The sequence below is a fragment of the Methylocystis sp. Uni0008 genome, from assembly GCF_056838045.1.
Window position 1 is genome coordinate 3598224 of record NZ_CM166370.1, and the last position, 11414, is coordinate 3609637.

The following is an 11414-nucleotide window of genomic DNA, read 5'->3' on the forward strand; positions in this document are numbered from 1 at the left end:
GGAGGCTGCGAAAGGTCGCCATGAGAGGCGATGACAACCAATTAGCCTGGAGCGCGCTGCGGCAAGCGTGACAGGCCAAGCGCCGCAGGGCCATACAATGACCGAAGCTGAGACATTAATACGAGAAATCCAATCTCTGCGCGAAACTATCCGACGCGAGTGGTTCAACATCAGGCTCGATACGCTGACGCACGATGACCGAGTTGTCATCCGCGATCATATCGAACGCTGCCACGCCGATCTGAAAATCCTGCTGGATCGGCTTTGGAATTTGACTGACAAAAATTCAAACTAGCCGACGCTATTGTCTGAGCCATCACCAAGCGACAATGGGAGATCAGCGAAAACCTCGCCCGCGCCGTCAAGCTCCATTGTCATCTACCGGCGTCCGCAGACGCTTATCGGGCAAATGTTGGGCACGGCGGGACAGGCGCTTCGGATACTGATCAGAAGTATTTGATTTTATTGGCACGCCCGAGAAGATTCGAACGTCTGCCCCCCAGATTCGTAGTTTTCTTGTTCACGCGTATGATCGGAGACGATAGCGCAGATGTGTCATGTGGGGAAAGTTGGTAGCGCGCCTCCGCTCTACCATGCGTCCCCCACTATATTTTGCCTGGGGGAATGCCTCGCCGCCGATGAGGGAGGCGGGGACTGTCCTGAATTTCGTGTTTGGCTTGGGCACAATGGGAAGGAAGGAGTTGTCCCATGGCCCGACGCAAAGAACCGAGATCCCTGCCGCGATTTTGGACCAGCTTTTAGGCGGCGCTGATCCAAAGACGGCCTTTGACCCGAATGGCCTTCTGGACGACCTGAAGAAGGCGCTGGCCGAGCGGGCGCTGAACGCCGAGATGGACCATCATCTGACGAACGGCGAGGCTGGCAACAGCCGAAACGGCTATGACCGGAAGATGGTGACGACCGAAACCAGCCGGATCGAGCTGGAAATCCCCCGGGACCGGCAGTCGACCTTCGACCCGCAGTTGATCGCCCGTTACCAGCGCCGCTTTCCAGGTTTCGACGACAAGATCATCTCGATGTATGCCCGCGGCCTGAGCGTGCGCGAGATCGTCGGACACTTGCGCGATCTTTATGGCGTCGATGTCGCGCCGGATCTGATCAGCGCGGTGACGGACGCCGTTCTGGAGGAGGTCGCCGCCTGGCAGGCGCGCCCGCTCGAACTGATCTACCCGCTGGTCTTCTTCGACGCCCTGCGCGTCAAGATCCGGGACGAGGGGTTGGTCCGCAACAAAGCCGTCTATATCGCGCTCGGCGTCAGAGCTGACGGAACCAAGGAGATTCTCGGGCTTTGGCTCGAGCAGAACGAAGGCGCCAAATTCTGGCTGCGCGTCATGAACGAGATGAAGACCCGCGGCGTCGAGGACATCCTCATCGCGATCGTCGACGGCCTCAAGGGCTTCCCGGAAGCCATCGTCGCTGTCTTTCCCGAAGCGATGGTTCAGACCTGCATTGTTCATCTTCTGCGCCACAGCCTCGACTTCGTCTCGTACAAGGATCGCAAAGCCGTGGCGGCGGCGCTGAAAGGCGTCTACCGCGCCGTCGATGCGGCCGCCGGCGAAGCCTGTAACGGCTGGAAAGAAAACGGGAGGGAGGTATCTTCGGTCATGGCGCGCGTGGCGTCGATCCAATGGCGTGAAGGATCGGCGTAGACAACCAATCCATACAGTAAATCAATGCCTTACGCTACGCTCGCCAGCCCACAATCACCCCATCTGAGTAAGGTGGGTTAGCGTATCAATGTCTCCAAAAGCAAGGTAGCCGCTCTCGACGCATCGTCACCGACAAGCTCGGCTCTTATGCTGCGGCTCGCGGAAAAATCGTGCCAAACGTCGAGCATTGCTCGCTCAAGGGATTGGAAGCGCCGAGACGGGCACGAACATGCGGCCAGAATACCTCAATGAGCAGAGCGACTCACGGGCGAAGAGTTGGCAGGAGGGAGCCATTTGCGGAAGTCCGACCGGAGCCTTCCCGTCAAGTCGCCGTCAGCGTCAGCAGGATGTCGGCATACCAAGCGCAATTGAGACCGAGCGCCTCGTCGAGGACCTGGTCGCGTGTGCCGACATCGAGCCTCGACGAGTGAACCCCGAGCAGTCGCCACGGTAAAGCGTCTTGCTTCGAGGCGCCCCCGGTTGCGCGCATTACGACGGGCGCGCCGCTCGTGCCGCGATGCGTACGCGCATCAGTCAAGAAATATCCCTGTCCTTGAAAACGGAGACCGAAGGAAGACGCAAGCACCGCTTGGCGCACGACCGGCATGTGATGCAAAGTGTCGTGAAAGCCGAGCGGAAAGCCGACAATGAGCAGCGACGCGCCAATCTCGATGTGCTCGCGCGCGTTCAAGAGGTGGGCGGGATTGAAAGCGTGGTAGGCCGCCGACTCTGGCATGGCGGAGCGGTCAATCTCGATTGCCGCGACGTCGATCGCGCCTGCGGAGTCGACGCCTTGGCGCCAGACGGGGTTGCCATGGTGATACAGCGGGATCGAAAAGCCGGTGGACTTGGCCATGTTCTCGGAGTCATTGTGGAGCTCGATCTCCAGACGGTCCGGGAGATGACGGCTCTGTTCATCCTTCATCACATGCCGGCTCGTGACCAGGAACAAACGTTCATCGCGCTCGAAAAAAAAGCCGCTTGCATTCGTTCGCAACCACTGTTGCTCGAATGTGCAAATCCGCGCTGCAGTGAGCAAGAGAGAGTCTATCGGCGCATTCTCCTCTTTAGCCCGGCCTCGGGCCGTCGAAGCGGCGAGGATTGTCGAGCGCAATTCATACCATATTCAGGGTTTGAATTTATTCGGGCGCGCCCGCCGGGAAAGCGCCTTCCCTCCTTTGGGATTTTTGTCTGCCAGCGCAGCACCCGGTGTCACCCCGCGAATAGTCGCCAAACGCGCCAACCCAGGCCGCTTGGGATCTGACCCAGCGGCCCTATATTAGTCCTGGGCGCCTGTCGACTTGGGCGAGCGTGTCCACGCCAATAAAGCCCATAAGAGGTAACGCATGGCTGGCATCCACGTGACGCAAGTCGAACAACATCCGAACGGAAAATTGGTTTACAGCGTTCGTGTGCAATCCGCCGAAGGCAGGATGGAATTTCCGATCGAGGTGCAAGACGTAGGAACTACGGCTCAAAATGAAGAGGCTGTTCTTCGATCCATGCTGCGTTTTGCTGAGGAGCTGACCGAATCCGTTCGGAAACGTCTCGGGTGATGTGGCTCCCGGTTCGACGAAGATTTGGAGATCGGTTTCGCAGACCAAGCAGCGTGTCGGTCGCCCCGCTGAAGCCGGCATCCCCCTGTCGACGCGAGAGCTTGTTCCCCAAGACTGCGAAGCGGTTCTTGGAAAAGAATTTGCTCGATCGAAAAGAGATTGAGCGCGCGTTCCACTCCGGCTTTTTAGAACGCTTTAGCGCTGGGACGTTCGCCCCGCAAAAGCGGTCGACGGTCAGGGCCTGCCGCTGGCGGGCCGCGGCCGAATTTTCCGAGCGTCATCGCGGCGCCTGTCCCTACCGTAAAATCTATCCGGCTGGCGCACCGCGTCGAATTGGTTGATGTTCTCCCGTATGGCGGAGTTGCTCCAACTCATCTGGTCGGCCCTCACCGGGTTGTTCCGGTCGGGCGCCTCGCGGGAATCCGAGATCGCTGCGCTACGCCGTCAGCTCAATGTGTTGCATAGACAATCACCGAAGCGGCCGACATTCAGCGCCCTCGATCGACTGATCTTCATTGTTCTCTTTCGCATTGCTCCGGGGGTTAGGAACATTCTGAAGATCGTCGAACCCGAAACCGTCGTCCGCTGGCATCGTTCGAGCTTCCGTCAATTCTGGCGCTGGAAATCCCGTTCCCGCCGCGGCCGCCCACAAGTCCCGTCAGACGTTCGCCAATTGATCCGAGAGATGAGCCTGGCCAATCCATTGTGGGGCGCGCCGCGCATCCACGGCGAGTTGCTCAGGCTCGGAATCGAGATCGACCAAACCTCGGTCGCCAAGTATATGGCGAAACGCAGAAAGCGGCCTTCGCAAGGGTGGAGAACATTTCTGCGCAATCATGCCGATGGCGTCGCGGCGATGGATCTGTTCGTCGTTCCGACACTCACCTTTAGCTTGCTCTATGGCTTATTGATTATGCGCCACGATCGTCGGAGGATATTGTGGTTGGGCGTGACCGCGTATCCTACTGCGGAATGGATCCCCCGCCAGCTTGACGAGGCATGCGGCTGGGAGGAGACGCCGATATATCTTATCCGCGACCGCGATGGCGCTTATGGCGATGTCTTTAAACGGCGTCTGCGCGCGATGGGCATTCGCGACAAACCAACCGCTCCCCGCTCGCCTTGGCGGAATGGACACTGTGAACGTCTGATCGGCTCCATCCGACGGGAATGCCTCGATCACATCGTGATCGTTGGCGAACAACATCTACGCCAGATTCTGCTTTCTTACCTAAACTATTAAAATGGCGCTCGAACGCATCTCGCCTTGAGCAAGGACGCGCCGATATCGCGCACCGTGCAATCGATTGGAACCATTCGCTCAACGCCAATTCTCGGAGCAATGCATCGTCAATATGCTCGGATTTAATTTGCGACAGGGACAGCTATGATTTTGGGCGGGGGAATGCTGTTGCTGCAGCGCTGAGGTCATTCGCCATACCTCAGTCGCAGTTCGTTAATATTGATGCTCGGATCTATCCGGCCAAAGAGAGTGCGAACACTACGATGCACAAAGCGACCGCGACCGCGACACCCAGGAGGGGCAATAATGAACCACAGAACCAAGATGGGAATTGCCTTAGGAATTGCGGTTTCTGCCGGGCTCACATCATTTTTGCTTGCCTTGCTCCTCTTGGCGCTAGCGGGGTTCTTAATTGTCTGGGGTAAGGAACCCAAGCGCACGGAGGAATTTGTTGGGGGGTTGCCCTTTGGCAATTACCTTCTCAAAGCAGTGGCTCAATTAGATTCAATTATCTCGTCGCGGGAAAATTGAGCAGCCTAGCGCCTTGTAGGCAGTGGGCGAACCGCTCCGACGTTGTCGATGATGACGCGACGTGATGATGGCTGGGACAATAGCGCCGGCTAACTTGATTTTTCGTCAGCCAAATTCCATAGCCGATCCAGCAGGATTTCAGATCGGCGTGGCAGCGTTCGATATGATCTCGAATGACGACTCGGTCATCATGCGTCAGAGTATCAAGCCGAATGTTGAACCACTCGCGCCGGATAGTCTCACGCAGCGATTCTATTTCTCGGATTAGCGTCTCAGCTTCGGTCATCAGATGGGTCCTTGTGCGCTCGGGCTGCCCAGCTTGCCTCGGCGCGCTTCAGAGCTCGTGGGCCGGCGGCTTGCAGAGCGACGATTGTTCGCGCCCTTGCCCATGGTTCACAGCAGCGGTGCTTTTTCAGTTTCACTCCAGGCTCGTCGCCGTGTTCATCGGTTAAAGCCGACGCGGCGGTCGTGCGGCCTTGTGTACCGGCCACGGGATACCCATATAGGGCTTTATCGGTTTTCCGCATCATTTTCGTGTTGCCTTCGCGCCGCCGAGCCGCCGTGCTGACGCGCGGTAAGCCGACATAGCGGCGACGGCCAATGCCCGGCGCCCACTGGCGTCGAAAGCCCTGCCAGCGCCACGCAAGACTCATCGCTGCACCGAAAGTCTGCCGGGCCCAAACTTTGAAGGACAGATACTCATGGCCAAAGCCGAACTTGGCGCGAAGCGCCGCTGCCTGACGTGTGGGGCTCCCTTTTACGATCTCAATCGCATGCCAATCGTCTGCCCCAAGTGCGCCGCCGCCTTTCAGGTGGTCGAGATCGTTCGTTCGGCGCCGAAGCGCGCACCGTTGTCTCGGGCCGCGTATGCGCGGCCGATACCCGTCGCGCCGGCGATCGTCGACGCCGACTTATTGAAGGAACAGGCGGAAGACGATGAAATGGAAGACGGGGAAGCGCCCGCGATCTGAACCGCTCGCCAAGACGCCGTCAGGCGCGAAGCAGCCTCTTCGCATTGAGCTAGCCCAACCCGTCAGCGAACCTCTGCGTCGATCGTCGCAGAGGCAAGTTCTCCGCGGATAGGATTCAAGCTCGTCGCGTAATTCGAACCTGCGCATGACGCCTTTCGCGTGGCTTATGCGTGCGGGCTGGCGTGTTCGGCCCGCAAACCAGATTGGACAAAAGACGGGGAGATCGCGCAGATGCGATCCATACGAGAGCGACGAATCTCCGTTGACACCTATTTCGACCAAGGGCGGCGGAGAAACGCGCGCTTCGCCGCGCCATTCCTTGGCGCGGCGATTGCATAGAAATAAGCTGCGATCGCTTTTTTCCGCATGTCGTGGCTTGCAAACGAGCGCATGAGACGGTTCGACGTCGGAAAGGCGCGATGCGCTCGTTCATTCGAAATCGCCGAATGTGCGAATGGGATGATTTCGGGGATGTCCCGGTCGCTGTTGAAAAGCGCGAAGCGGCTGCTGCGTGACAAATCTTATGCGGCCTCGGCGGTTTGAACAAGGTGCGCCGCTGACGCGGCCTTTGCGTTTCGCTGCACCAGAGCGGCTCGGAGAGCTTGCAGATGCTTGTGCGCCTTCAATCGCCGGAAGCCTTTGCTTGCTTCCTGCATGGCGGCGGCGGCCCAGCGCAGGGCCATCGATGCCGACCGCCAGTATTTAACGTTTCGGCAGACGCGGCGCACCGTGCTCATGACGTTCTCGACGATGTTCGTGCAGGCGAGCGATCGGCGCAGCTCCCGCGGAAGTTTCAGCCTCGTGACGGTGAGCATGTCGTCGAGGCCTTCCAGAATCGAAGCTGAAACGCCCTTCCAATCGCGTTCGAGACGGCGCGCGAGATTGCGAATGAGCTTTTCGGCTTTGTCGGCGTCGTCCAGTTCCCAGGCTTGCCGCAAGACGCGCTTCACCGAGGCGTGCATGGATTTGGGCAAGCGCTCCAGAATGTTGCGCGCCTTGTGAACCTGGCAACGCTGGATCGCCGCGTCGCGTCCGAAGGTCCGCCGGATCGCCTTGGACAGTGCTTTCGAGCCGTCGATGATGAAGAGCCGCGGCGCGCTGGGATCGAGCCCACGCTCGACGAGATTGTCGATGAGCGCCTGCACGGTCGTCGCGTTTTCCGTCGCGCCCTCGACGAGGCCGAGCGGGTGTTTGTCGCCGTTCGCGTCGACGCCGATCGCCGCGACGAGGATCAGGTCCTCGTCCATGTGAATGCCGTCGATCTGGATCGCCAGCAGATCGAGTGCATCGAGCCTGCTTTCCATCCACGCCTTCATGCGCGAAGCCGACAGCGCGACGAAACGGCGGGACGTCGCCGACTTCGACAGCCCGGCCCCCTCGGGCGATGGAACGTCTCCCTCGGGCAGGCGAACCGAACGTTTGAACCTGCGCGTCGAGACGTTGATCAGCATCTGGTTCATCGCCCATTTGCCGAGCAAATCTTCGTTAATGGCGTTTTCCCAGCTCGGCAGAACCTGTTCCTTGCCATCGAGCCCGCGAACGCGCGGGCGCTCGATCTCGACCTTGCCGCCGTGGAAGCCAATCTTGCCTCTCGTCCTCCCCCAGCGATGCGCCTTGCGCCGTTCGCCCCGCTCGTGACGCTCGCCGCAGACCGCCGCCGCATCCTGCTCCATCATCTCGTTCAGCGCCTCGACCCCGGCGGCAAGGCAGAACCGCTCGAAGCTCGCCGACATGCTCGCCAGCGCTTCGGCTTTCAGCGCATGCGTGGGAATCGCCGTCGATGTGGTATGTTCCTTCATGGCGTTGCTTTCCTTTCGTGGAATCAGCACCCCGAGCCTAACGGCTCAAGGCGAGCAACGCCGCTCCTCCATTTTCAACATTCTTCGGGACATCCCCATGATTTCGCCGGCCGTCGAAGCTTTGTGCGCGCCCGATTAGCGGAGCCGAGCGCGGCGCTTCTCCCACCTTTCGTGCTGCTCGCGGAGCCCGGCTCTTCGGCCGCAGAACAACGCATCTGTTCTGAAATCTGGATGCGCGCGCGGCTGGCGGCCGCCGCCCTGGAGCGAGCGCGGCTTGATTTTCGCTTTAGCGCGACACGCCAAGGCGCCGCAAAATTAAAGCTCGGCTATCTCTCGCGCGACTTTCAAAATCATGCGACCGCGCATCTGCTGGTTGAAATTCTCGAAGCGCAGGACCGCGCGCGTTTCGAGCTTCATGCCTTTTCCTATGGCGGCAGCGATGGCGGCGACATGCGCGCACGGCTGTCTCGCGCCTTCGATAGTTTCAATGACATCACGCCGCCTTCCGACACTGAGGCGGCGCAGGCGATTTATCAAAAAGAGATCGACATTCTCATCGACCTCAAAGGCTTCACTCAGGCGACGCGAACGTCAATCCTCGCACTGCGCCCGGCGCCGAAACAGGTAAATTTCTTGGGCTATCCCGGCACGCTGGGCCCGGGGCTGTGCGATTACATCATCACCGATGTTTTTTGCACGCCGCCCGGGAGCGCCACAGATTATGCGGAATCCTTCGCCTATCTGCCCCATTCCTATCAGCCACATGGACGCCAGGATGCTGTGGAGATTGCGCCGCACCGCGTCGTCGCCGGTCTGCCGGAAGAAGGATTCGTCTTCTGCTGTTTCAATCAGACCTTCAAATTCACTCCAGCAATTTTCGACATTTGGTGTCGTCTCCTGCGCAGCGTGCCGGAGAGCGTTCTGTGGCTTCTTGCGGCCCGTGAGGCAGAAGGCAATCTTCGCAACGAGGCGTGGGAGCGCGGCGTCGATGGTTCGCGGCTGATTTTCGCGCCGGATCTACCGCGTGGCGAACACCTCGGGCGTCTCCAACTTGCCGACCTCGTACTCGACACCGCGCCCTATGGCGCCCATACGACCGCGAGCGATGCTTTTTGGGCTGGCGTCCCGATCGTGACACGGCCGGGCGCGACATTTCCCTCCCGCGTCGCCGGCAGTCTCTTGCATGCCGTCGGACTTCCCGAATTGATCGTCGAGGATCAAGACGATTACTTCGACCTGGCCTTCGCTCTTGCGACCGATAAGGAAAGGCTGAGCGGGCTGCGTCTCAGGCTATCCGGCAACCGGCTGAGCGCGCCCTTATTCAACGTCAAACGCTATACCGTCGCGCTGGAAGCGCTCTACCGCAGGATGTGGGCGCGATATAGTTCAGGACTGCCTCCAGACGCAGTTTGAGCCGCCGTCGATGGATCGTCTCGAGGAGAACGATTCCGCCCACGCTCGACGCGTTCCTATCGCGCCCCGATAATCGGAGCGGAACAACCTTTAGAAGAGTTGATCCGAGGCGCGCGCAGTCGCGCATGAAGCAGAACGGCTGTGAGCGGCTCATTGACTTGCGGGCGCCCGTCCCCACATGTAGCTACAGTGGATGGCGCTCCCTTCGGAAGTCGATCAACCGCTTCGAGGGGAGAAATGATATGTCAAAGCTTCTAGTGGATCGAATCTAACACTTGATGCCCGCGTCTGACGGCGGCGATGATTTTGTCAGGATCGGCGGTCCAGGTGAAGGGTTTTGACTGTTCGTTGTGCTCTTCGAGAAAGCGATGGATGGCGGCCTGAAGGTCGACGATCGATCGGAAGACGCCGCGCTTCAACCGACGCTTTGTGAGCTTGGCAAAAAAGCCTTCGACGGCGTTGAGCCAGGAGCACGATGTCGGCGTGAAGTGGAAGGTGAAGCGTTCGTGGCGCTGGAGCCATTGGCGCACCTTAGGGTGCTTGTGAGCGGCGTAATTGTCGAGGATCACATGCACGAGCTTGCCGGCGGGAACCTCCGCCTCGATGGCGTTGAGGAAACGGATAAATTCCTGATGGCGGTGACGCTGCATGTTGCGGCCAATCACTTTGCCGTCGAGCACGTTGAGCGCGGCGAACAGCGTGGTCGTTCCGTTCCTTTTGTAGTCATGCGTCAGGGTTCCGGCGCGGCCCTTCTTCATCGGCAGACCGGGCTGGGTGCGATCAAGCGCCTGTATCTGGCTCTTCTCGTCGACGCTGAGCACGATGGCGTGCGCCGGCGGATCGACGTAGAGCCCGACGACATCGCGCAATTTGGCGACGAAGTCCGGGTCGTTGGAGAGCTTGAACAGGCGTAGGCGGTGTGGCTGAAGCCCGTGCGCGCGCCAGATGCGCTGAACCGAGCTGACGGAAACGCCGACGGCCTTCGCCATCATCGCGCCGGTCCAATGCGTCGCTTCGCAAGGCGGGTCTTGCTGCGTCAAGGCGACGATCCGTTCGGCGACGTCCTGCCCGAGCGGTCGAACGCGAGACGGACGGGTCTTGTCACGAAGAAGGCTGTCAACGCCTTCCTCCATGAACCGCTCCTGCCAGCGCCAGACGCAGGTCTTCGACGTGCCCGTCTGGCGCATGATCTCGTTCGTGCCGACGCCGTCGGCGGAAAGCAGAACGATCCCGGCCCGCCAGACATGCTTTTGAGCCGTGTTCCGGTCCTTAATGATGGTCTGAAGCCGCTTCCGATCGGTCGACGACAACGTGATGGAGATTCCCGTGCGCATCGCCCAGACTCGCACGCGCAAAAAGCGATAGGAATCCCTCAAAGACTCATTCGTCAGATTTTATCCACTAGTAGTGACCCTTGTAGCAGTTTGCGGTCTAGCGGGACCAGCCTCTGCTGCAAGCCAAAACTGGAATGTCACTGAAGAAAGCTCGTCTGGCGTCAAAGCTGGCCAGGGCGTCTGGTCGGTGAATACCGATCCCGAGGGCAAGATCGTCGGCACCGCCAATTTGCAGTTGGACAACGGCAAACTGCTTACCTACACAATTTCGGGCTACGTGAAAGACGCGCTCTATAAGATTGAAATGTCCGACCGCAGCGACGGGAAAAACGGTTGTGTCTGGGATGGGCACGTTCCCGCCGGCGGAGACAAATCCCACGGGCTCATCGGCACAGCCGTCTGCGACGGCGGCGTCAAACTCATCGTGCGCGCTGGATTCTAATTGCGGCAAGGCGTTCTGAAGCGCAGAGTTGAACAACGCTGAGTCCCGCTGTAGAGCAAGCTTATCGTCCGACGAGAAGCGCCACCTTCGCTGCCAATGCCGCCCACGATTTTTGAAGCCGAGCTAACGAGCTAAACTGACTCCTCTGCTCGTTCGTTTCTGTGCAGCGGGAACGAAGTGGCCTACATAAGCGCGGCGGTGAACGCTTCCAATATCGGCGGAAACGTCGCGGCCTTTCCCGGAGGGCCGTTAAATGACGCCGCAATCAAGACGTAGGGTGAAGGGCGAACTGGATGGCGAGCGCCACCTGACGCATATCGCTGAGCAGCTGAAGAAAAGTTTTGCCTCAGTCGTTGCAGAACCGCTACCCCCAGCCATGCTCGATTTGTTAGACGCGCTCGATCACAAGCCTGCGGGCTCCGATACGCTTCGACGACTTCCAAATTCAGAGTGAT

General features: G+C 59.5%; 12 protein-coding genes and 1 pseudogene. 10 read left to right on the forward strand and 3 right to left on the reverse strand.

The window, feature by feature from the left end:
• Nucleotides 1-97 precede the first annotated feature (97 nt).
• Together AC0X69_RS17825 and AC0X69_RS17830 are read left to right on the forward strand one after the other, a co-directional pair.
• Entirely contained in the window at nucleotides 98-295 is a 198-nt protein-coding gene (locus tag AC0X69_RS17825) for a hypothetical protein (RefSeq protein WP_482609380.1), read from the forward strand.
• Between the two features lie 413 nt (nucleotides 296-708).
• Nucleotides 709-1577: pseudogene (locus AC0X69_RS17830) on the forward strand (IS256 family transposase); the annotation flags it as partial.
• Nucleotides 1578-1992: 415 nt separating this feature from the next.
• Here the strand turns inward: AC0X69_RS17830 and AC0X69_RS17835 are convergent.
• Nucleotides 1993-2667, reverse strand: a complete 675-nt coding sequence (locus AC0X69_RS17835) for a trypsin-like peptidase domain-containing protein (protein WP_482609382.1) — start codon at nucleotides 2665-2667, stop codon at nucleotides 1993-1995.
• A 349-nt stretch (nucleotides 2668-3016) separates the two neighbouring features.
• Here AC0X69_RS17835 and AC0X69_RS17840 point away from each other — a divergent pair, with 349 nt between their 5' ends.
• From AC0X69_RS17840 to AC0X69_RS17860, 5 genes are all read left to right on the forward strand, one after another.
• Nucleotides 3017-3226, forward strand: a complete 210-nt coding sequence (locus tag AC0X69_RS17840; protein WP_482609384.1) for a hypothetical protein — start codon at nucleotides 3017-3019, stop codon at nucleotides 3224-3226.
• 128 nt (nucleotides 3227-3354) lie between these two features.
• A complete protein-coding gene (locus tag AC0X69_RS17845) occupies nucleotides 3355-3567 on the forward strand; it encodes a hypothetical protein (RefSeq protein WP_482609386.1) in 213 nt (70 codons plus the stop codon).
• A complete protein-coding gene (locus AC0X69_RS17850) occupies nucleotides 3567-4469 on the forward strand; it encodes an integrase core domain-containing protein (protein WP_482609388.1) in 903 nt (300 codons plus the stop codon). The genes AC0X69_RS17845 and AC0X69_RS17850 overlap by 1 nt, the downstream gene beginning before the upstream one ends.
• 306 nt (nucleotides 4470-4775) lie before the next feature.
• Nucleotides 4776-5000: a hypothetical protein gene (locus AC0X69_RS17855; protein ID WP_482609390.1), complete on the forward strand. Its 225-nt coding sequence runs from the start codon at nucleotides 4776-4778 to the stop codon at nucleotides 4998-5000.
• 701 nt (nucleotides 5001-5701) lie between these two features.
• Nucleotides 5702-5971 (forward strand): TIGR02300 family protein, encoded by a 270-nt coding sequence (locus tag AC0X69_RS17860; protein WP_482609392.1) that lies wholly within the window; start codon nucleotides 5702-5704, stop codon nucleotides 5969-5971.
• A 521-nt stretch (nucleotides 5972-6492) separates the two neighbouring features.
• Here the strand turns inward: AC0X69_RS17860 and AC0X69_RS17865 are convergent.
• Complete coding sequence (locus tag AC0X69_RS17865; protein ID WP_482609394.1) at nucleotides 6493-7770, reverse strand: IS256 family transposase; 1278 nt, start codon at nucleotides 7768-7770, stop codon at nucleotides 6493-6495.
• Nucleotides 7771-7893: 123 nt separating this feature from the next.
• Between AC0X69_RS17865 and AC0X69_RS17870 the strand changes: the two genes are divergently transcribed.
• A complete protein-coding gene (locus AC0X69_RS17870; protein WP_482609396.1) occupies nucleotides 7894-9183 on the forward strand; it encodes an O-linked N-acetylglucosamine transferase, SPINDLY family protein in 1290 nt (429 codons plus the stop codon).
• Nucleotides 9184-9437: 254 nt separating this feature from the next.
• Here AC0X69_RS17870 and AC0X69_RS17875 read toward each other — a convergent pair whose 3' ends face one another.
• Nucleotides 9438-10517 (reverse strand): IS630 family transposase, encoded by a 1080-nt coding sequence (locus AC0X69_RS17875; protein WP_482609398.1) that lies wholly within the window; start codon nucleotides 10515-10517, stop codon nucleotides 9438-9440.
• A 187-nt stretch (nucleotides 10518-10704) separates the two neighbouring features.
• On the opposite strand from AC0X69_RS17875, the gene AC0X69_RS17880 reads away from it, so the two are divergent.
• The gene (locus AC0X69_RS17880; protein WP_482609400.1) at nucleotides 10705-10959 is read left to right on the forward strand and encodes a hypothetical protein; all 255 of its coding nucleotides are present in this window, start codon (nucleotides 10705-10707) and stop codon (nucleotides 10957-10959) included.
• Between the two features lie 253 nt (nucleotides 10960-11212).
• Nucleotides 11213-11413: a NepR family anti-sigma factor gene (locus AC0X69_RS17885; RefSeq protein WP_482609402.1), complete on the forward strand. Its 201-nt coding sequence runs from the start codon at nucleotides 11213-11215 to the stop codon at nucleotides 11411-11413.
• The last annotated feature ends 1 nt before the right edge of the window (nucleotide 11414 follow it).

Coding starts and splice junctions, on each gene's coding strand:
- AC0X69_RS17825 (WP_482609380.1), top strand. CDS start 98: ATGACCGAAGCTGAGACATTAATACGAGAAATCCAATCTCTGCGCGAA.
- AC0X69_RS17840 (WP_482609384.1), top strand. CDS start 3,017: ATGGCTGGCATCCACGTGACGCAAGTCGAACAACATCCGAACGGAAAA.
- AC0X69_RS17850 (WP_482609388.1), top strand. CDS start 3,567: ATGTTCTCCCGTATGGCGGAGTTGCTCCAACTCATCTGGTCGGCCCTC.
- AC0X69_RS17855 (WP_482609390.1), top strand. CDS start 4,776: ATGAACCACAGAACCAAGATGGGAATTGCCTTAGGAATTGCGGTTTCT.
- AC0X69_RS17860 (WP_482609392.1), top strand. CDS start 5,702: ATGGCCAAAGCCGAACTTGGCGCGAAGCGCCGCTGCCTGACGTGTGGG.
- AC0X69_RS17865 (WP_482609394.1), bottom strand. CDS start 7,770: ATGAAGGAACATACCACATCGACGGCGATTCCCACGCATGCGCTGAAA.
- AC0X69_RS17875 (WP_482609398.1), bottom strand. CDS start 10,517: ATGCGCACGGGAATCTCCATCACGTTGTCGTCGACCGATCGGAAGCGG.
- AC0X69_RS17885 (WP_482609402.1), top strand. CDS start 11,213: ATGACGCCGCAATCAAGACGTAGGGTGAAGGGCGAACTGGATGGCGAG.